This is a genomic window from Photobacterium jeanii (genome assembly GCF_001650345.1).
GTDB classification, from domain to species: Bacteria; Pseudomonadota; Gammaproteobacteria; order Enterobacterales; family Vibrionaceae; genus Photobacterium; species Photobacterium jeanii.
Genome location: NZ_LVHF01000033.1, coordinates 902,422 through 921,877, shown reverse-complemented (window position 1 = coordinate 921,877; position 19,456 = coordinate 902,422). Strand labels below are relative to the sequence as shown.

Annotated in this window: 18 protein-coding genes, 1 pseudogene and 1 riboswitch; of the genes and pseudogenes, 8 read left to right on the top strand and 11 right to left on the bottom strand. The window is 42.6% G+C overall.

Going from position 1 to position 19,456, the window contains the following annotated elements:
• Nucleotides 1-228: 228 nt before the first annotated feature.
• Entirely contained in the window at nucleotides 229-510 is a 282-nt protein-coding gene (locus A3K86_RS21510) for an HlyU family transcriptional regulator (RefSeq protein ID WP_068336452.1), read from the bottom strand.
• A 266-nt stretch (nucleotides 511-776) separates the two neighbouring features.
• Nucleotides 777-968 (bottom strand): hypothetical protein, encoded by a 192-nt coding sequence (locus A3K86_RS21505; protein ID WP_068336449.1) that lies wholly within the window; start codon nucleotides 966-968, stop codon nucleotides 777-779.
• Nucleotides 969-1,237: 269 nt separating this feature from the next.
• Here A3K86_RS21505 and A3K86_RS21500 point away from each other — a divergent pair, with 269 nt between their 5' ends.
• Both A3K86_RS21500 and ribB read left to right on the top strand, forming a co-directional pair.
• Complete coding sequence (locus tag A3K86_RS21500) at nucleotides 1,238-2,170, top strand: hypothetical protein (RefSeq protein WP_068336446.1); 933 nt, start codon at nucleotides 1,238-1,240, stop codon at nucleotides 2,168-2,170.
• Nucleotides 2,171-2,245: 75 nt separating this feature from the next.
• A riboswitch (FMN riboswitch) is annotated at nucleotides 2,246-2,416 on the top strand.
• A 161-nt stretch (nucleotides 2,417-2,577) separates the two neighbouring features.
• On the top strand, nucleotides 2,578-3,258 hold the full coding sequence (gene ribB / locus A3K86_RS21495) for a 3,4-dihydroxy-2-butanone-4-phosphate synthase (protein WP_068336445.1): 681 nt from the start codon (nucleotides 2,578-2,580) through the stop codon (nucleotides 3,256-3,258).
• 356 nt (nucleotides 3,259-3,614) lie between these two features.
• Here the strand turns inward: ribB and A3K86_RS21490 are convergent, their stop codons facing one another.
• Nucleotides 3,615-5,384, bottom strand: a complete 1,770-nt coding sequence (locus A3K86_RS21490; RefSeq protein WP_068336443.1) for a bifunctional metallophosphatase/5'-nucleotidase — start codon at nucleotides 5,382-5,384, stop codon at nucleotides 3,615-3,617.
• 363 nt (nucleotides 5,385-5,747) lie between these two features.
• Between A3K86_RS21490 and A3K86_RS21485 the strand changes: the two genes are divergently transcribed.
• Complete coding sequence (locus A3K86_RS21485) at nucleotides 5,748-6,287, top strand: hydrolase (RefSeq protein ID WP_068336439.1); 540 nt, start codon at nucleotides 5,748-5,750, stop codon at nucleotides 6,285-6,287.
• A gap of 80 nt (nucleotides 6,288-6,367) precedes the next feature.
• Here A3K86_RS21485 and A3K86_RS21480 read toward each other — a convergent pair whose 3' ends face one another.
• On the bottom strand, nucleotides 6,368-7,129 hold the full coding sequence (locus A3K86_RS21480) for a DmsC/YnfH family molybdoenzyme membrane anchor subunit (protein ID WP_068336435.1): 762 nt from the start codon (nucleotides 7,127-7,129) through the stop codon (nucleotides 6,368-6,370).
• A 169-nt stretch (nucleotides 7,130-7,298) separates the two neighbouring features.
• Nucleotides 7,299-8,684, bottom strand: coding sequence for an MDR family MFS transporter (locus A3K86_RS21475; RefSeq protein ID WP_068337173.1), 1,386 nt, complete (start codon nucleotides 8,682-8,684; stop codon nucleotides 7,299-7,301).
• A 277-nt stretch (nucleotides 8,685-8,961) separates the two neighbouring features.
• On the opposite strand from A3K86_RS21475, the gene A3K86_RS21470 reads away from it, so the two are divergent.
• The 5 genes and pseudogenes from A3K86_RS21470 (at nucleotide 8,962) to nagA (ending at nucleotide 13,664) form a co-directional block, all read left to right on the top strand.
• Complete coding sequence (locus tag A3K86_RS21470; RefSeq protein WP_068336433.1) at nucleotides 8,962-9,501, top strand: hypothetical protein; 540 nt, start codon at nucleotides 8,962-8,964, stop codon at nucleotides 9,499-9,501.
• A 368-nt stretch (nucleotides 9,502-9,869) separates the two neighbouring features.
• The gene (locus A3K86_RS21465) at nucleotides 9,870-10,751 is read left to right on the top strand and encodes an N-acetylmuramidase domain-containing protein (protein ID WP_068336430.1); all 882 of its coding nucleotides are present in this window, start codon (nucleotides 9,870-9,872) and stop codon (nucleotides 10,749-10,751) included.
• Nucleotides 10,741-11,190: a hypothetical protein gene (locus A3K86_RS21460; RefSeq protein ID WP_068336426.1), complete on the top strand. Its 450-nt coding sequence runs from the start codon at nucleotides 10,741-10,743 to the stop codon at nucleotides 11,188-11,190. Before A3K86_RS21465 ends, A3K86_RS21460 begins: the two co-directional genes overlap by 11 nt.
• Nucleotides 11,191-11,242: 52 nt before the next feature.
• Nucleotides 11,243-12,172: pseudogene (locus tag A3K86_RS21455) on the top strand (helix-turn-helix domain-containing protein).
• A gap of 355 nt (nucleotides 12,173-12,527) precedes the next feature.
• Entirely contained in the window at nucleotides 12,528-13,664 is a 1,137-nt protein-coding gene (gene nagA, locus A3K86_RS21450) for an N-acetylglucosamine-6-phosphate deacetylase (RefSeq protein WP_068336420.1), read from the top strand.
• A 77-nt stretch (nucleotides 13,665-13,741) separates the two neighbouring features.
• On the opposite strand, the gene A3K86_RS21445 is transcribed toward nagA, so the two are convergent.
• The 6 genes from A3K86_RS21445 to A3K86_RS21420 all read right to left on the bottom strand — a co-directional run bounded on the left by A3K86_RS21445 (nucleotide 13,742) and on the right by A3K86_RS21420 (nucleotide 19,413).
• Nucleotides 13,742-14,203, bottom strand: coding sequence for a dCMP deaminase family protein (locus A3K86_RS21445; RefSeq protein ID WP_068336418.1), 462 nt, complete (start codon nucleotides 14,201-14,203; stop codon nucleotides 13,742-13,744).
• Between the two features lie 141 nt (nucleotides 14,204-14,344).
• Nucleotides 14,345-14,530, bottom strand: coding sequence for a DUF2986 domain-containing protein (locus A3K86_RS21440; RefSeq protein WP_068336415.1), 186 nt, complete (start codon nucleotides 14,528-14,530; stop codon nucleotides 14,345-14,347).
• 113 nt (nucleotides 14,531-14,643) lie between these two features.
• Nucleotides 14,644-15,531, bottom strand: coding sequence for an aspartoacylase (locus A3K86_RS21435; protein ID WP_068336411.1), 888 nt, complete (start codon nucleotides 15,529-15,531; stop codon nucleotides 14,644-14,646).
• An 88-nt stretch (nucleotides 15,532-15,619) separates the two neighbouring features.
• Nucleotides 15,620-17,296, bottom strand: coding sequence for an ABC transporter ATP-binding protein (locus A3K86_RS21430; protein ID WP_084406719.1), 1,677 nt, complete (start codon nucleotides 17,294-17,296; stop codon nucleotides 15,620-15,622).
• A gap of 3 nt (nucleotides 17,297-17,299) precedes the next feature.
• The gene (locus tag A3K86_RS21425) at nucleotides 17,300-18,322 is read right to left on the bottom strand and encodes an ABC transporter permease (RefSeq protein WP_068336408.1); all 1,023 of its coding nucleotides are present in this window, start codon (nucleotides 18,320-18,322) and stop codon (nucleotides 17,300-17,302) included.
• Complete coding sequence (locus A3K86_RS21420; RefSeq protein ID WP_068336405.1) at nucleotides 18,322-19,413, bottom strand: microcin C ABC transporter permease YejB; 1,092 nt, start codon at nucleotides 19,411-19,413, stop codon at nucleotides 18,322-18,324. Before A3K86_RS21420 ends, A3K86_RS21425 begins: the two co-directional genes overlap by 1 nt.
• Nucleotides 19,414-19,456 lie beyond the last annotated feature (43 nt).

The following is a 19,456-nucleotide window of genomic DNA, read 5'->3' as shown; positions in this document are numbered from 1 at the left end:
CATTGCATAAATGACTAATACATGCAGATTTAGCGAGCAAATAGACTAAAATGACCACACATCGCGCTAAAAACACCGGTTTAAAACACGCTTTCGCATTCATTTGCATAATTTGCAAACGATTTGGTTCACTAATAACAATTTCAGATTAATTAGCGCAATACTGAATTTGAATTAGCTATAACCAAATACAGAAAACGCAGCCCACAAAAGAGCTGCGATTTATAATTAGTTGAACATTCGATCGCCATTTTGATCGATAAACATTTTTGCTTTATCAAGCATAAAAGTTTCGGCGTCTTGTTTTGCGCCAAGAAGATCAGAACGAATAAAGGTATGCGTACGCTCTTCGCCATCAATAGTTTTACAGATTCGACCTGCGATGCGGAACTGTCCCCCTTCGGCAATCGGTTCTGGGTAGATCAAGTAGCCGTTGTACTCCACTGGTTCAACTGACACTGCTTGTTTTTCTTCTTTTCCGAAGCCAAAAAGTTTAGAAAGGAAACCCACGACAATTATCTCCTATAGCACACCTGTGTAGACGCATGTTCTGCCGTCCACTCTTCAATCATGCCATATTGTACGTTAGAAAAATGAAACCAAGGTTAAAGTATTAGCAAAAAAACCTTGTATAGCATCAGGTTATCCTGATATCGACTTGTTCAGGTTACCCTTCATGGTCACGAAATCAAGATAGCAAGCAACAAAAAACGCCAGCTTAATGCTGGCGTTTAGAAAATATAATCTAACGTATTGTCGACTATCGCTATACCTTATTAACGGTAAATACCGATATCCTTCTGAAGGTGAGCAGGTAAGTCAGATACATTGTACTGTTTTGGTGCTTTAGAACCACCGAATAGAATGTCTAGTGCGTGTGCAATCAATCCTTTGATATTTAACGCATAGGCTTTCGTATTCTTAGTGCTTGAAGGAGCAATAGTATCGAAGTTAAGTGCCTGTGCCATGATTGCCTCTACTTATTATGGTTTAATTTTGAACTGTGGTAATAATAGCCGCTTAGTTTTCGATCGAAAAATGACAATAATTCTTATGCAAGATTAGAAAAAATAATAGGTTAAGACTTTGTAACTACATTTAATATCGCTTTGAATACAAGCTCAAAACTTACGCATAGATCTGCAAATCCGCTCAATTTAATGAATAAACTGGAATAAGTTTGTTTTTCATCAATAGCTGTAGTAACAATAAGGCAACAAAAGAGGAGGGATTATTTATGTTGCCATTTATTTCAAAGCATTCGTCATTACTTTTAATGCTGGCAGCAATAATTGGCTTCCTATTTCCAACTGCATCACAAGCATTTTTTCCGATACTCCCCTTTATCCTTTTCTTCCTAATGCTTTTTACCTTGCTTGGAATTAAACAAGCTGCGCTACTCCGCCAACTCGCTACATTGAAGGTTTGGGGCTATGCATTATTCCATGCCATCGGCCTTTCAATTATAAGTTGCACAATTGCTTATTTATTTGGTGCTAGCCAAGCGCTACTCCTTGCCATATCTGCTGTTAGCGCTACAGGGTCGTTATTTGCTACTCCAGCCATTGCCCGCTCTATCGGGCTGGATACTCTTAATGCCATGGCAATGACAATAGCATCAACACTACTGATGCCAGCTATTCTCTACGTAAATCTATTATTGATAGAGGGCAACGAGTTTTCACTCGATATGCAGAGCTATTTTGTGCGCTTAACGATTTTCATTGCTGGGCCGATGTTGCTGTCAGCCCTTTGCCATCGTTACGTAAATCCAGATTACCTTCACCGCGTCCATACGAAATTAGCACAATTTACCATCTTGCTCGTTTTTGCTTTTCCTTTTGGATTAGTTGGCGAGTTTAGAGAAATGTTTAACATTTCAGCCTTGGTTGGGCTTCAATACCTCGCGATGGGCATAGCGATTTGTACATTATTCTTTATCGCCGGATATTTTTGTTATCGCTCTACGGGTATCGATAATGCCCTGCTCGCAGCAATTACCGCAGCTAATCGAAATGTGCTTCTCACGTTTACGGTTGCTGGTAGTTACCTTGGTCCTGAGTACCTCGCATTGATGGGGGCAATTCAACTCCCAACTTATACCCTTCCCCTCATTGTCAAATTCATAGCGCCGCGCTTGCATCAAGGTCGATTACAAATCAATCAATAGCGTATAAAGTTCAAACTCTGGCTATCTTTTTTGACTACGACCTTGCCTCAGCTTACTGATTTTTCTATGATGCTTGCGAATTCTCAGGGCGGGGCGAAATTCCCCACCGGCGGTAAATCAAGTTGAAGTGACTTGATCAGCCCGCGAGCGCTTACTTGAACACATAACTCAAGTATTCAAGTAAGGTCAGCAGATCTGGTGAAAACCCAGAGCCGACGGTCATAGTCCGGATGAAAGAGGATCAGTGGAGGGATAAGTGTATCTTGTCGCCTCATACTTTATATCTTTGTGGTTTTGCACAGCAAAAAGCTGTGTTTTTCTGCATGTCTAAGTTATTTCAGTTTTCCTGAAACGCTGCCTTTCTACGCCCTGATTCTGGTATCACAATAATTTTGGAGTCAATTACCATGAATCAGTCACTACTATCCCCTTACGGCACAGCTTTTGAGCGTGTTGAAGCCGGTCTTGAAGCTATTCGCCAAGGTCAAGGTGTACTTGTTGTTGATGATGAAGATCGTGAAAACGAAGGTGACATCATTTATGCCGCAGAAACGCTAACACCAGCACAAATGGCACTGATGATCCGTGAATGTTCAGGCATTGTTTGCTTGTGTCTAACTGAAGAGCGCGTAGCACAACTTGAACTGCCTATGATGGTAGAAAACAATACCAGTGCAAACGAAACAGGCTTTACTGTTACGATTGAAGCAGCTAAAGGCGTTACAACCGGTGTATCGGCAGCGGATCGCGTTACAACTATTCAAGCAGCAATCGCTGATGGTGCTAAACCATCAGATCTATGCCGCCCAGGTCATGTATTCCCGCTTAAAGCTAACTCGCAGGGTGTGCTAGGTCGTCGTGGTCATACTGAAGCGACTATCGACCTGATGCGTTTAGCAGGCATGAAGCCTTACGGCGTACTGTGCGAGCTAACAAATCCAGATGGCACTATGGCACGCTTACCAGAGGTTATTGAGTTTGGTAAACAACACGATATGCCAGTGCTAACCATTGAAGATCTTGCTGCATACCGCCTTGCAACTGAAGCGGCGAATCGCGCAGATGAAACAGAAGAAGCCATTGCATAATACGCAATATGCTTAACGAAAATGGTCACAGTGCGTGGCCATTTTTGTATCTAGCGAATCATTCTATTTTTATAGCGCAACATTTGGCATGAAATAGATCAAAATTGCCCACGCACTGACCCAACCAATAACAGTCAACACATCCATCCATTCACATTTCATTATTCAGCCCTTAAATGATCCGCTTATTAACTTATCGTTCGCTACGGATGATTCTTGAGCGTTTTTTGTCGCTATTATGTACAGCCGTGATTGCTACAAGCGATCTGCGTGATCTCATTGCTACATAACAAAACACCAGCCTAAGCTGGTGTTTTAATCTTGCTCTCTAATAAAAGGGAGATTGCTAATATTGCTTAAGCCGCATCAGGGCACTGGCAAGGAATATAATTAACGCGCACTTCCTGAGGCGCACTCAATTCTGCCAGTGAGGCAGCATAACCTTCAAAAGCCTCAGCCATTGTGACATTCAAAGCAATCGGCTCCATCTCATAATTTAAGAGCGCATCGTAACCTTCTTTACCTGTTGCGGTATAACCCGATGATACAGAAGTATAAATCGCTTCATCCTCAATCAGCTGCCAACAGCCTGCTTTATAAGTCTCTAACTCTTCAACACGCTCACCTTTCGCGGAGCAACAGCGATAAGTAAACCGCAGGTTCGAAATGTAAGGGAAACTGCCGCTACCTGTGCCTTCTACCCCATTATCAATGGCGTTATCAATCGCACCTTCAAGCGCCGCACGGATATATTTGCCTTTCACCTTATACACCATTAGCCCAATCGCAAAAGGTAGCAAACGCCCAGCGATATCAGCTGCCGTTAATGGTCCTGGATTAAGCGATGAACGTACACCACCTGCATTATGAATGGCGAAATCAACGTCATAGCCCATCTGCAGACCTTGCCAACGGAAACTATCCACTACTAAAGGCGCAATTTGGCTTGGCCCTTTAGCATCAGGGATTCGAGTATGACGAAGCGGTTCTGCGACCGTTGTAATATGCTGAGTCTGTAACTGACGAACCGCAGGACGATACTCACTATTTAGCAAGTTTTCGACTTCAGGATCTTTGACACAAAACCGAACATTCGGCTGAGACTGCAGATATGCTTTCACCTGATCGTGAAGTGCTTGCTCAAGATGCTCTGTACGTGTGGCATCAAGGGTAAATTGTCGTCCAAGCAAAATTTCATGCTTACCGCCCGCACTAGCAACGGTGCCATCAGGGTTAAAATCAAGTTCTAACTGCCCTAACGACATTGCGTTACAGCCAGCTTGCACAACGCACGTACCGTGAACCATATGCGCATATTTATCAGTGACACCGTAACCTAAATTACTAAAGTCACCTTGCATAGTATGAGTATGACCACCAATGATCGCGCCTATACCTTCAACCTCTTGAGCTAGCTGCAAATCGCGCTCATAACCCAAGTGGCTTAAAATAACGATTTTATTAATACCGTTACGATGAATTTCTTCGATAGTTTGTTTAGCTGCGGTCACAACATTGACAAAACTTGTATCGGGATCTGGGTTGGCAATCCCTTCCATATTCTCAATTGCCAAACCAAAGAATGCGATTTTCTCTCCATCCACATCCTTTAGCATGTAACGACCAAAAGCAGGCTTGTCGATTGTCGCGGCTTGATACGCGTAAACATTGTTTTTAGAACGAAGCGGATTCACTTTCGATTGATCTTCTTGCGATAGATCCCAGTTCGCTGCCAATAATGGGAAATGGGTATCATCAAGAAAATCAGCAACAGGCTGGTTACCCATGTCTAACTCATGATTGCCCAACGCCATTGCTTCAACACCAATGGCATTCAGTAATTTAGCGTTCGCGACACCTTTATAGAGTGAGAAATACAGCGTTCCCTGAAAACAATCACCTGCATGAACAAACATAAAATCACGCCCATTAACATAGGCTTGTTTTTTTACGTCTTTTACCGCCGATGAAACACGAGAAAATCCACCACAGCTGGCATAAACCGGTAAAGTCTCACCCAACTCAGTAGGCATCGGCAAATGAAGTTGAATTGCGGAAGGCTCAAAATGAGAGTGTGTGTCATTGATATGAGCAATGGTAATTTTGGCTGCTTTATGTTGAATCATAATCAGTCAGCATCCTCCCGTAGAGCAAAAAATGAAGAGCAAATCACGTTGTAAGGCAATGAAATTACTTACGAGAAAAACGTGATGTAAGACAAAATATAACACAGACTTGCTCTTTCCCCATGATGAATATTTGGAAATTCATCTTTTACCTTGGCGACTTACCGTTTTTTCCAACCTAATAGATTCTAAAATTAAGTCACGTGGTGATATTCAAAATAGCCATGTGTATATGACACAAGTATGAAGCGCAATATTTTACTTCTATTTCCTCTTAAGCTAAATACAACAGCGCACATATTAGTACTTACTGTGAAGTGCTAAAATTAGTTCAAGCGTAATCATTTGATAAAAGGATTTTTTATGCTGGATGCAGATAATACCGCGCTAGTGATCATTGATGTGCAAGGGAAGCTTGCACAGATAATGGACCAGCACCAAGCACTTTTTGAGCAGCTAGAAACTATGGTCAAAGGAGCACAAATTCTTCAGCTCCCTATCCTTTGGGTCGAACAAATACCCGATAAACTCGGTGCAACCATTCCTCAATTACAAGCATTACTCACAAGCCAAGCACCTATCGCTAAAAATACCTTCAGTGCCTGCGGTAATCGCGAGTTTCTTGATGCGCTTGAAGCCACCCAATGTACCAGCATCTTAGTTGTGGGGATTGAAGCACATATTTGTGTTTACCAGACGGCAATGGATTTACACCGAGCAGGCCACCACGTAGAAGTCGTGACAGATGCGGTGTCTTCACGCACCAAAGCCAACAAACAGCTAGCCTTAAACAAAATGTCTTTAGCTGGCATCAAACTAACCAGTACAGAAATGGCACTGTTTGAACTACAAAAAGTAGCTCAAGGTGAACAATTTAAGCAGCTGATTTCTATCATCAAATAGCATTAAAAAAGGCGATGCTTTCGTATCGCCTTAGTATAAAAACATGAGTATTCACTCAAGTGCCTCAAGCTGAGAGTAGTTTAAATACCGATCCCCGCTAAGAACGAAGACACAACAATCAAAAAGATAGCTAGCGTCATCACACCTTGTACAGGTTTAGTGCGAGTAATTAAAGGCATTAGCCATACCCCAACCGCAGCAATTAACCCACCAAGACTCGCAATTTGTGCCATCAGCGCTGTATTCAGCTCATTCGCTTGCCCTTGCGCTTCCAAGTCCGTTAGCTGCGCCGCACCTAACACAAAGCAGCCTAACGCCAGAAGAGAGCCTAAAATTGGTAAGAGCTTATCAACTTGTTCCACCTTGTGCTTGGCTCTAACAAGCGCTGCATGACCAAACAATAGGCCACCAACTAAGGTCGTCGCTAAAAAGTGAGAAATAACCAACCAATGTGAGCCTCGAACAACAAAGCCATTGACCAAATACACCACACCCACCAGCATCACATTCACGAGTAACACCTTACGCATGAGATCTGGGCCAATCAGCGCTTTCTCTACAAACCAATATGCAATAGCTAAACCAAAGAAAACAATCGCCAATAGCACTTCATTGGTTAGAGTAAATGGCGAGTGTTGCTGCATTAGCATTAAGTTACCTTCGCGCAGCACTAACGACACAAACATCATCAGCCAAAGTGCAGGCATGGTTCTATGCACCCTATCACTTTGTCCGAAGCATAACTTGCCACTTAAGATGACACAGCCAAGCGAAATAAACGCACCAATAACAAGCTGAGCAAAGACGCTCGATAGAATAAATGGCCAGTCGGACCAAGACATGACAAACCTCATTCTCGCCAACGGAAAGCTCAACCTCCTTTGGCGAAGTACAACAATTTTGAAAGGTGGCTATTCTGCCCGATAGAAAAGCAACACGCCAGCGACAATCTGTTTGATTCTTAAGACGTCGCTGGCGTGAATAGGTAACAGGATGGAAATAAAGAAAGTGTTAAACGCTTCCTTCTAAAGACTGATGACGTAGCAATATGACAGTCAATATCAGCGATAGCATTGCTATAGCAGCCATCGCACCGTAAATCAGATTAAAGCCAGCCGCTAATTCAGCCGCACCAAACTGATCAAGTGATACTGCGTGATGACCACTTGCAGCGACTTCACCACCGCTTGTTAATTGCGACTGAAATAAAGCAGAACACAGTGCAACCCCAACCGCCCCTCCTAATTCACGACCGAAACTATACATCGACATTCCAATACCGCGATCAGCAGGCGGTAATACGTTTTGCACCACCACGCTTAATGAGGGAATAGTGAATCCCAAACCCAGTCCTGCAACACCTAGTGCCAATGAAACCCACAGATCGTAGTGCAGCAACCAAAAAGAGGCGGCAGCTAAAGCGAAACCGACTAAAACAAAAGGTTTATACTTGCCAGTGCGAGCAATCATTCGCCCGCCTTTAAAAGCACCAGCTGTGATGCTAAACATGAAAATCATCATAAGCACACCACTATCCGATGCTGTCATGCCTTTTTGCCATTGCAGCTGTAACGGTAGATAAACCAAGACAGCAAACATCAAAAGCTGAGAGAACATCATTAATCCGACACTGGTCATATAGCCATTTAAGTGCAGCAAACGTGATGGCAACATAGGATCATGATGTTTACGCTCAACCCACCACAACAACAGCATCACCCCAATAAGCACTGGCACCATAATGCTGTTCGGTAATGCCGACTCTGGTGAGATGATCAAAAGCAACAATGTTGATGTCACCATCAACAATAGAGCACCTAGCCAGTCAAAGTTGGTGGTTCGCCCCTTGCTTAACCCTTTTAAATTGGTATTTACCAGCCAAATCGCCAGTGCACCTAATGGCAGGTTGATCCAAAATACCCAGCGCCAATCTAAGTGCTCAGCAAAAAAGCCGCCCAATAAAGGTCCCGCAATACTTGAAATTGCGTATACGATCGAAATATAGCCCTGATACTTACCTACTTCACGGGCAGGAATGCAGTCAGCAACCACGGTAAAGGCCAGTGCTAATAAACCACCACCACCAATACCTTGAAGCACTCGTCCAGCAATCAAGCCAGTAAGATCTTGTGCTAAGCCACAAGCCACAGAGCCAAGCAAAAACAACACAATACTGATATTGAGCATTTTGACTCGCCCAAAGAGATCACTGAGCTTGCCATATACCGGCAACACAGCTGTCGCTGCCAACAGGTAAGCTGTGATCACCCAAGTCAGTGCCTGACCCGCACCTAACTCTTCACCGATGATCGGCAAAGGCGTTGTAACAATACTTTTTTCTAATGAACCTAGCGCAATAACAAGACCAACGCTCATTAGGACGGTTTGCGGTTTCATACCACCTCCAACAGAATTCAGCGACACCTTAATGGATTTATTCGCCAAGGTACATTGGTCAGTTTGCTTAAAATCAATAAATAGGCACATCCCGCATAACTTTGCCTGCCCATACTAACGCATTAATGAATAAGTATTTTTTTGCTACTAACCATGAAGACTAAGTTTGTATAAGACGAGATTTTTGCTTAAGCCTTACTTAATTAACCCAGAGTGACAACGTCACCTATAATTAAGTGCGTTCTAATCAAGGCGGATAAAAATCCGAAAATAAATTATGAATAACAAACTTACTATCTTAACAACCAGTACGCTGTTGGCAGGGCTCTGTTGTAATGTTTATGCGGCTGATACCAGCCCTAAAGAGATGCTAGAAGATGCATTAAGCGCAGCACCACCGACACTAAAAGACAAAGTCACCGTGCTCGATTGGGATAAGAATGTCTTACAAAAAGGTGATAGCCGTTATACCTGCTTCCCTACTCCACCACAGATGGAAGGTAAAGCGCCAATGTGTATGGACGAAGCTTGGATGGAATGGGCTGATGCTTGGATGAACAAAAAACCGTTCCAAGCAAAAACAATCGGCATCTCTTATATGCTTGCAGGTGACCAAGGCGCAAGTAATATCGATCCTTATGCTACAGGTGAAACCAAAGATAATCAGTGGGTCAAAGAAGGACCACACCTGATGATAATAACGCCCGATCAAAGCTTACTGGATTCGCTACCTGTCGACCCAAATAACGGCGGCCCGTATGTTATGTGGAAAGACACACCTTATGTTCACATTATGATCCCAGTTGGCGAGCGATAAGTCGCGGCTAATCTAATTTATGAATGATAAAATAGCCCTGTTAGTTAAAGGGCTATCAATTTTAAACAAAGTAATCGCCTGTTACTCGCCAAATTCACACCCTTTCCTTTGTACCAAGCTAGCCATTGTTGATAATTAGAATACGTGCCACGCTCAGGAACAGCTATCACACCATCATGATACACACGTAGCGTCATAAGCTCATGCCCTTTGTAGATCTTGCTGCTATAAACTCTCACTCAATGTCATAATGTGACATCAATCGAAACCTAACCTATTGTTATTTCAATCAAAGCCAAAAGATTTGATAAAAAAGCAAATACAAGACATCAGCTTACTATTACTGAGTCATAAATATAGGTTCACTTATGGCAAATCTTCATATTACTTCTTCTGTTGGTCTTCACGGCGACAATAAAGCAAACGACATAAAATCTGTTCAAAAAGCCTTAAATAAACTAATACACTTCATTTCTCCAACGCAAAAATTAGCCGTTGATGGAAAATTAGGCTCTAAACCTGAACGCTCTAAGACTGTTGCCGCTATAAAGTGTTTTCAAAAACAGATTGTGGGTATGATTCGCCCCGACGGAAAAATTGATGTTAATGGCCGAAGTCATCGAAAGTTTAATGAGAAACTAACAGCAGTAAATGCCCTTACGTATCGCCTGCCTGTTGCTTCGAGTTCAGAAAAAATAACAGAGCATGATATCGACCAAATGGCTGAGAAGATCGGTTGTGAGGCTGCTGTTATAAAAGCCGTTATTGATGTTGAATCACGCGGGAGTGCCTTTTTACTAAGTGGAAAGCCAAAAATACTTTTTGAAGCACACATCTTTTCTAAATTAACGAAGCGGCAATTTGATGTCAGCCACCCTCATATATCCAGTAGAACCTGGAACAGAACACTCTATAAAGGTGGCGAAAAAGAATATCCGCGATTAGAGGATGCGATTAGTTTATCCCCTCAACACGCATTAAAGTCAGCATCATGGGGCGCATTCCAAATTATGGGTTTTAACCATAAATTAGCGGGATTTGATACCGTAGAAAGTTTTGTTTCGAGTATGTATAAGTCAGAGAAAAAACAACTCGATGCTTTCTTATCTTTTATAGTTAGCTGCGGATTAAAAAATCACATGGTCGAGAAAAACTGGGCGCAGTTTGCCAAGGGCTATAATGGCTCTGAATATAAGAAAAATAAGTACGATACGAAACTTGCAGAGGCTTATAAAAAACATGCATCGTAAAATCACTCTTACTTTAATCACTAGCGCTTTAATGTCTCTATCATTTGCTACATCAGCTAAATGTGAAACTGAGGTTTTTTACTGTCAGTCCAGCATACCTGCCGATGTTGAAGTTTTACTATGCTTAGAAGACAGTGCACTAACACTTAAAAAATTTAATTTCGACGATAAAATTTCACTAAGTGAGTTTGAACACTCAACATTTGAAAAAGGTAGTTACCACAGGTCGTTAGTTGATGAGCATACTTTATTTTTAAAATCAGAGAATAACGTGAAAAACTTAACTTTCACAGAATACAATAGTGCTGAACTAGGAGAAGATACTCGAGAGATCAGCATAGAGATTGATATAGAAAATAAAAAACAAAAAATAACCTGTAACAATAAAAGTTTTAGCCGATTATCTGAAATTGAAGATACTATTGAGCTATATAATTAACAAGTTATTAAGTATGTAATTCATAGATATCCTGTCACTATACTGGATGTCTATGGACAGAGAAATTCAACAAAGATTACATTGGGTAAAACTCTATCAAGAATGCGGTGATGCAGCCTTGGTTTGCCACCGTTGTGGTATCTCAAGACAAACACTTCGCAAGTGGATAACCCGATATGAAAACGATGGTTTATCGTACTTAAAAAAGCATTATCCGAAAACCTCATTCTTATCCTAACATTAAAGTTACTCCTGATATTGAAAAGTTGATTTTGGATATGAGGAAAAATAGAAACCTTGGAGCAGAAAGCTCCAAATGAATTGGCACGCTCTCAAAATCTTCATTTCAGCACCGCAACCATCCATAAAGTGCTAACCTCCAATGCTCCCCCCAATTGTCACATACCCTAGGAAGCAAGACTTTCAGCACTATGAACGGCCAATTCTTGGCGATAGAGTACAAATGGATACTTCTAAAATCACTCCTAGAGTTTGTCAATACACGACAATCGATGATTGTACTCGCGACCGTGTTTTGCAGTGCTATTCACGTTGTACAGCAGCTAACCGCTAGATTTTATTGAATGTGTGATCGACGAAATGCCTCTTCCAATTCAGAGAATTCAACCCGACAGAGGAGGTCGAGCGTTCTTTGATGTGTTTGTTCAATAGATGCTCAAAGAATATGGAATAAAATTCCCCCCGAATAAACCAGCCTCACTCACACCTCAATGGCAAGATTGAACGGTCTCAGAAGACTGACAAATGTGCATATTACCCAACAGCAGAGATCGAACTGACAATCACCAATAAGCATCTAGTTGAATTCCGATATTGTTATAACTGATATCGTGCACACAGTGCTTTGAAAGGGAAATCACCGATGGATCCTTACTCCGAATTAGCTAATAACACACCTTACTCTGAGGATGTTCAAAAGCGTTATCAGCCCGAGGATGAGAGGATCCAAGAACAGAACTAGAAACTTGCTCTTGAGCTTCAAAAATTGAAAAGACCTCTATGAATAACCTACATTAAATGAGTAAAAATCACTCTAAATACTTATTGCCAGACGGTGCCTATTTACCAAAATCATGATTAAAATTAATTCCTCCCCTGTTTTAGATAATAACTCCATAACCAAAATCAAGTTACCTATACGTATGATTAAAAGCAAAATCACGCTCAAGCATTGACCTCTAACGTTATCAGGCGTATCTTATTTTTAACCAAGAATTAAGTGGCGTTATATAGATCTGACAAATACTGCCACCTTCTATAATTTAATAGAACCAATCAATGTAGCTGCGGTTTGGTTGGTGAAAAGGAATCATGCCATGACTTTACGTGCAATCACCAATGTTGATGTCTTTGATGGGCACCAAATCCATACCAAGCAAGCGATTATCTTAAACGGCGATACCATTGAACGCGTTGTTGCAATGGAAGCCGCGGAATTACCGGCAGATACCATTGATGGAAAAGGCGCCCTTGCGACGGCTGGCTTTATTGATGTTCAAATCAATGGCTGTGGTGGTGTGCTGCTAAATACTGATCGCCGTAAAGCAACCCTAGATACCATGAACGCAACCAACTTACGTCATGGCACAACCCAATATTTACCGACTTTCATCACAAGCCGCGAAGAACCAATGAAAGAAGTCATTGATTTGGTTGCAAGTATTGAAGATCCACAAGCCGAAGGCATTTTAGGCTTACACCTTGAAGGTCCCTTCATTAGCAAAGAAAAAAAAGGCGCTCACCAAGAAGATTGTATTCGTAAACTTGACGAGCAAACTGCCCACTACCTTGCTGACAATGCGAAACACATCAGCGTGTTAACACTGGCACCAGAGAACGCTTCGCAGAAAGTGATCGATATTCTGACACAAGCTGGCATTACGGTTTCACTGGGTCATACCAATTCTACCTATGACGAATGCGCCGCTAAACACGGTATCACCATGGCAACGCATTTATACAACGCAATGACACCACTCGGTTCACGCGAACCTGGTACGGTTGGTTATATCTTTGATCAAAAGCCATACGCAGGAATTATTGTTGATGGTATCCACTCCTCTTACGCTTCAGTACGCATTGCTCACCAGCAACTTGGCGACAAGCTATTCATGGTGACAGATGCGGTAAACCCAGCAGGCACTGACATGAAAGAGTACGACATGGCTGGTACAACGGCCTATGTTACCGATGGAAAATGTCACTATGCTGATGGCACCATCGCAGGCGCAGCCATCACTATGATTGAAGGCGTACGTAACCTAATTGAGCACGTAGGTGTCAGCAAAGAAGAAGCGCTTCGCTTAGCAAGTTTAAATCCGGCTAAATCTTTGGGGATTGAAAACGAGTACGGGCGTATTGCTGCGGGCTATAAAGCCAACATCACTTTACTTAACAAAGCGTTAGAAGTGCAAAGCACCTTCCAAATGGGTAAAGAACATCGCTTCGTTTAATACGTTTTACATCTTGCACATAACAAAACAGAGCCAATTGGCTCTGTTTTCTAATCATATACATACTTTCTTATGTATTAGCTTTCTGCAGCGCTTAGCTCAAGCTCATCAAGTGGCAACCAATCTACTTTCACGCCTGCTTGCATAAACATCTCTTGGCTTACTTTCACTTTTTCACCCCAGCGAGACAAAAAGTCTTCTGTTTGCTCAGGGCAATGCACCGCTTTAATGCCTGTTTGAATGATTTTTGCAGCGCAGTTAGGGCATGGGAAATGCGTCACCCAAATTTCGCAATCATCTAAATCACGCTTAGCGAACAAAATGGCATTCTCTTCTGCGTGCAATGTTTTCAAGTATTTCATATCGCGATCATCAGTTTCCGCACTATCCGAAATACCGTGTGGGTAACCATTGAAGCCTACAGAAACAATGCGGTTTTGTTTGGTGATCACAGCGCCAACTTGGGTCGAAGGATCTTTACTCCAAGAGGCAACCAGTTCAGCCATCTGATTAAATCGTATTGCCCACTTTGAAATCATGTTTTTCCTCACTAAAAAATAGATAAAAACCCAGCCAAACACCTTCTCTTCTGATTAGGGCTTGATGGGTCTTTATTTTCAATAAATCATACCGAAACTGTTACTAACATACTGTCACAGGTATAAAAATTAAAGCCTGAATTACTCAGAGTCAGCGCTTGTTTCTGAACTCTCTTGTTGTGGCTCTGTCGTTTGTGCACTTTCGAGTTCCATCTTGGCACGTTCAGCTTTCGATATGTAACGAGGCTTATTGCTTTTGTGCAATTTAGCATTCTTTTTCTTCAGTCTCTTTTTCAGAATCTCGTTAACTTTCTTTTTACGGTTCATAGTGCTTACATACTTAAATTATCTTGTTGCAGGCGATTATATACAAAACCACTGTCAAGATGCGAGGATCACACTATTCATCTCCCCTCGCATAAGTAACAAGCTGTATCAAACTAGACCGTTTCGACGATAATTTTCTCAGCCAGTGACATCGCCAAGTTATTATCGTAATACGCGGCCTCATTAATGAAGTGCGGATACGCAATATAATCACCTTGCCAGTACACTTCTTCACCATTAAACAGCGTAAAAATTGGGTCACCGTCTTTTAAAGGCGAAAAATCCGCATCTTGAACCGCTTTGTGCACCATTCCTGCTCGCTCACCTTTTTCATCCAAAGGTAAAGACAGAGTCTCTGTGTATTTAAAGGCTTCGTAGCTACTCGATAAATCAGGTAGCGCCTGAGTATTATGGAGCTCAATGTAATCAAGAATGTGCTTAGTCATCTCAGCCATCCAATCAAGAATATCTTGGCGGATCACCGACTGCGGCTGTGGACCAATCTCAACAATCACCCCTTGCTTGCTAATTGAGCTCACGAAGTAATGTTCTTCTACAGTAGCGTGATCTTCAAACACCACCACGGCATCGGACATTTTATCTTTCACATAAGCGCCCATCTTACGATTAAACTCATCAGCTTGAAGTAGAATCAAAGATGGCCCCATGTTACTGGTGGTGTTGTGTAAGTCGATGATGAAATCCGTTTTCGCGTTACCCTTCGGACCCAACTGTTGATTTAATGACTTTGCCAAGCATTGTTCATAACCACGAAGTTCATAATTATTCAAATCATCCATTCCGAACTGACGATTCAAATCAGCATCTAAATAACGTTTATTTTCATCGTGAGCTTTGGCATTAGCAAAAACAGTTTGTGTTGAAAACGAACTGCGCGAAACGATCTCAGGTTGCTTGTCCCAATGGCGTAATAAGTAGATCCCTGAGTACTCATTGCCATGAGTGCCACCAACAATAGCAACCGTGTTGATTTTATCCATTAATCGTTCTCTCCCTGTGTTTTATTGATAATCATTTGATTCAATTAAATTAGATATATCACATCAACGAAAAGGAAGTTAAGTATATTTATGCAATTTCTGTTGCCGATGACAATTGAACTAACTGCTGAGTATATTCATGCTGCGGCTGACTAAATAGCTGTGCCGTCTCGCCCTGCTCTACCACCTCACCATGGCGCAACACCAAGGTGTAATGACACAAGGATTTGACCACATTCAGATCATGGCTAATGAAGAGATAACTCAAGCCGTACTTCAATTGAAGCTCTTTCAGCAAATCTAGAACCTGTGCTTGTACTGTACGATCGAGCGATGACGTTGGCTCATCCAATAGAATAAACTCAGGCTTTAAGACGAGAGCACGCGCAATCGCAATACGCTGGCGCTGCCCTCCAGAAAATTCATTTGGAAACCGATGCCGAGTCTCAGGATCTAACTCCACATCACGCATCGCTTGGCAAATCACTGTATCTTCCTGCTCAGGCGTTAACTGCTCATGCACTTTTAACCCTTCACCAATAATTTGTGCCACTGACATCCGCGGATTTAACGCAGAGAAGGGATCTTGAAATACCACTTGAAGCCGATGCCGGAACGGTAGCATTTGTTTACGATTAAACGCAGAGATGTCTTGCCCGTCAAAAGCAATTAAACCTTGGCTCTCAACCAATTTGAGCAATGCCATTCCTGTGGTCGATTTACCACTGCCACTTTCCCCTACCAACCCAACACTGTGTCCTTTACGAAGAGTAAAACCAATATCAGTAACAGCTTTAACATGATCAATCGTGCGCTTGAGTAATCCCCCTTTTATGGGAAACCACACCCGCAAATCTTGCACATCAAACATCGCATCCGATTTCATGTTAACGCCAACAGGTTGACCTTTCGGATCAGAGTCAATCAGCTTTTGGGTATAAGGGTGAGAGGCGTTAGTAAATATAGTGTGCTTGTCATCTATTTCTATCAACTTCCCTAATTGCATCACAGCCACACGATCAGCAATTTGGCGCACGATACTCAAATCATGAGTAATAAAAAGCATCGCCATGCCCATTTCTTGTTGCAGCTGTTTAAGTAGCTTTAAGATCTGCGCTTGAACTGACACATCCAATGCAGTCGTTGGTTCATCGGCAATTAAAAGTTCCGGTTCATTGACCAAGGCCATCGCTATCATCACGCGCTGACGCTCGCCGCCTGAAAGCTCATGAGGGTATGCATTTAGCCTTTTTTCTGCATCGCGAATCCCAACCTTTTTTAGCCAACCCAATGCGTGTTGCTCAGCTTGCTTTGCTCGCATCCCACGGTGAATAGCTAGCGTTTCACACAACTGTTTACCGATTCGATGTAACGGGTTCAGCGACATCATCGGCTCTTGAAAAATCATCCCTATGCGGTTGCCACGAAAACCTCGCATTTCACGTTCGCTACAACGCAACATATCAGTGCCATCGTAATGGATATGCCCGCCAAGATACTGCGCTGTTCTTTTGGGTAATAAACGCAAAATCGCGTTAGCCGTAACAGACTTACCAGAGCCACTCTCACCGACTAACGCTAAGGTTTCACCCCGCTTGATACTCAAACTCACATCGTGGGTGACTTGTGATGTTTCACCATTGCCCCGCGAAAAGCCAACTGAAAGATTTTCAATCGACAACAAAGCATCTTTCGTTACCATACGCCCATTAGCGCTATTAGCACTTATAGGTGAATTATCGTTAGAGGCTACAGTGTCTGTCATGATTTATCCTTGATGATGTGGGTCGAAAGCATCGCGCACAGCTTCACCAATAAAAACCAGTAAGCTCAGCATGATTGAAAGTACAGCAAAAGCAGAGAGCCCAAGCCAAGGCGCTTGGAGGTTGGTTTTCCCTTGAGCTAGCAGTTCCCCCAAAGACGGTGAACCTGCAGGTAAACCAAAGCCCAAAAAGTCGAGTGAAGTAAGCGTGGTTACTGAGCCACTCAAAATAAAGGGCATCATGGTTAAAGATGCCACCATGGCATTAGGCAACATATGACGCAGCATGATCCGCCCATCACTGACGCCCAAAGCATGTGCCGCTCGAACATAATCAAAATTACGACAACGCAAAAATTCCGCCCGAACCACGCCCACCAGCCCCATCCAGCTAAAGAGCACCATAATGCCCAATAACCACCAGAAATTGGGTTCAACGAAACTCGATAAAATGATCAGCAAAAATAAGGTTGGCATACCTGACCAAACTTCAATGAAGCGCTGCCCCATCAAATCAAACCAGCCGCCGTAATAGCCTTGTGCAGCCCCAACGACTACGCCAACAATGGTGGAGATAATCGTGAGCGCAAAACCAAACAACACTGAAATACGAAAACCATAGATAATTCGCGCCAGCACATCGCGCCCTTTATCATCCGTACCAAGCCAATTCACACCGTCCGGTGCTGAAGGCGCTGGCCCTGCCAAGTTGTAATTTATAGTGTCATAACTAAACCGGATAAGAGGCCATATCATGTAGCCTTTTTCTTCAATTAACTCAGCGACAAAGGGATCGGTATAATCGGCTTCAGTAGCAAAGTCCCCACCAAATTCTGTTTCGGCATACTGTTCAACCACAGGGAAATACCATCGTGAATCAAAGCTGATCAACAGTGGCTTATCATTAGCAATAAGCTCAGCAAATAAACTGAGCACAAATAACAATGAGAAAACCCACAGAGAATAGTAACCACGCTTATGCGCTTTAAAACGAAGCCAGCGCTGCTGAGTTAACGGAGTCATAGCCATTAGCGCGCCTCAAAATCAATACGCGGGTCCACCAAGGTATAGGTAATATCCGAGAGAATATTTAACAGCAAGCCAAGTAACGTCATGATATACAAAGAACTAAACACCACTGGGTAATCGCGCTGTATAGTGGACTCAAACCCTAGGAGCCCAATACCTTCTAGCGAGAACATCACCTCTATCAACATAGAGCCGGTGAAGAAAATACTGATAAAAGCACTTGGAAAGCCGGCAATAATAATCAGCATCGCATTACGAAAAACATGACGATATAGGATGTTGTTTTCGTCTAACCCCTTGGCTCTCGCGGTAACAACATATTGCTTGTTAATTTCATCAAGGAAGGAATTTTTGGTGAGCATGCTCAAGGTGGCAAAACCACCTATCACCATAGCTAAAGTGGGTAATGCTAAATGCCAGAAGTAATCACCAATTTGCTGATACCAGGTCATTTGATCCCAATCAGCAGACACTAAACCACGCAATGGAAACCAACTGAAATAGTTACCACTGGCGAAGAATATAATTAGCAAAATCGCAAATAAGAAACCAGGAACAGCGTAGCCGACAATCACAACGGCGCTACTCCACACATCAAACCGTGAACCATGATGAATGGCTTTAGCGATACCCAATGGAATAGACACCAAATAGATGATGATGGTGCTCCATAGACCTAAAGAAATGGAAACGGGCAAACGTTCAATGATTAGATCAATTACGTTACCACCTTTAAATAGGCTTTCACCAAAATTAAACGTGGCGTAGTTTTTCAGCATGTCGATGTAGCGCTCTAGCATCGGCTTATCAAAACCAAACTGCTTCTTTATCGCTTCAACAACTTCAGGGTCTAAACCACGCGAACCTCGGTAACCACTGGCTTGCTCTCCTTCCCCTGCACCATCAAGTTGTACCTCCTGACCACCGCCAGAAAAGCGCTCCATAATGCCAGATGAGTGACCTTCAAGCTGAGCCACTGCTTGCTCTACTGGTCCACCTGGCGCAATTTGGATCACGAAGAAATTGATAGTGATGATCGCCCATAATGTGGGGATCACCAGTAACAAGCGACGAAGAATATATGCTGCCATTCAATATCCTTGTTCACTGCATTGTCCACAGAAATGAAAAGCC

What these genes read in the sequence shown, in the direction of transcription:
- A3K86_RS21425 (WP_068336408.1), bottom strand. Translation starts at nt 18,322, where the DNA reads ATGGCTATGACTCCGTTAACTCAGCAGCGCTGGCTTCGTTTTAAAGCG.
- A3K86_RS21475 (WP_068337173.1), bottom strand. Translation starts at nt 8,684, where the DNA reads ATGAAACCGCAAACCGTCCTAATGAGCGTTGGTCTTGTTATTGCGCTA.
- A3K86_RS21490 (WP_068336443.1), bottom strand. Translation starts at nt 5,384, where the DNA reads ATGATTCAACATAAAGCAGCCAAAATTACCATTGCTCATATCAATGAC.
- A3K86_RS21445 (WP_068336418.1), bottom strand. Translation starts at nt 14,203, where the DNA reads ATGATTTCAAAGTGGGCAATACGATTTAATCAGATGGCTGAACTGGTT.
- A3K86_RS21500 (WP_068336446.1), top strand. Translation starts at nt 1,238, where the DNA reads ATGTTGCCATTTATTTCAAAGCATTCGTCATTACTTTTAATGCTGGCA.
- A3K86_RS21460 (WP_068336426.1), top strand. Translation starts at nt 10,741, where the DNA reads ATGCATCGTAAAATCACTCTTACTTTAATCACTAGCGCTTTAATGTCT.
- A3K86_RS21485 (WP_068336439.1), top strand. Translation starts at nt 5,748, where the DNA reads ATGCTGGATGCAGATAATACCGCGCTAGTGATCATTGATGTGCAAGGG.
- nagA (WP_068336420.1), top strand. Translation starts at nt 12,528, where the DNA reads ATGACTTTACGTGCAATCACCAATGTTGATGTCTTTGATGGGCACCAA.
- A3K86_RS21440 (WP_068336415.1), bottom strand. Translation starts at nt 14,530, where the DNA reads ATGAACCGTAAAAAGAAAGTTAACGAGATTCTGAAAAAGAGACTGAAG.
- A3K86_RS21465 (WP_068336430.1), top strand. Translation starts at nt 9,870, where the DNA reads ATGGCAAATCTTCATATTACTTCTTCTGTTGGTCTTCACGGCGACAAT.
- A3K86_RS21505 (WP_068336449.1), bottom strand. Translation starts at nt 968, where the DNA reads ATGGCACAGGCACTTAACTTCGATACTATTGCTCCTTCAAGCACTAAG.
- A3K86_RS21430 (WP_084406719.1), bottom strand. Translation starts at nt 17,296, where the DNA reads ATGACAGACACTGTAGCCTCTAACGATAATTCACCTATAAGTGCTAAT.
- A3K86_RS21435 (WP_068336411.1), bottom strand. Translation starts at nt 15,531, where the DNA reads ATGGATAAAATCAACACGGTTGCTATTGTTGGTGGCACTCATGGCAAT.
- A3K86_RS21480 (WP_068336435.1), bottom strand. Translation starts at nt 7,129, where the DNA reads ATGTCTTGGTCCGACTGGCCATTTATTCTATCGAGCGTCTTTGCTCAG.
- A3K86_RS21420 (WP_068336405.1), bottom strand. Translation starts at nt 19,413, where the DNA reads ATGGCAGCATATATTCTTCGTCGCTTGTTACTGGTGATCCCCACATTA.
- ribB (WP_068336445.1), top strand. Translation starts at nt 2,578, where the DNA reads ATGAATCAGTCACTACTATCCCCTTACGGCACAGCTTTTGAGCGTGTT.
- A3K86_RS21470 (WP_068336433.1), top strand. Translation starts at nt 8,962, where the DNA reads ATGAATAACAAACTTACTATCTTAACAACCAGTACGCTGTTGGCAGGG.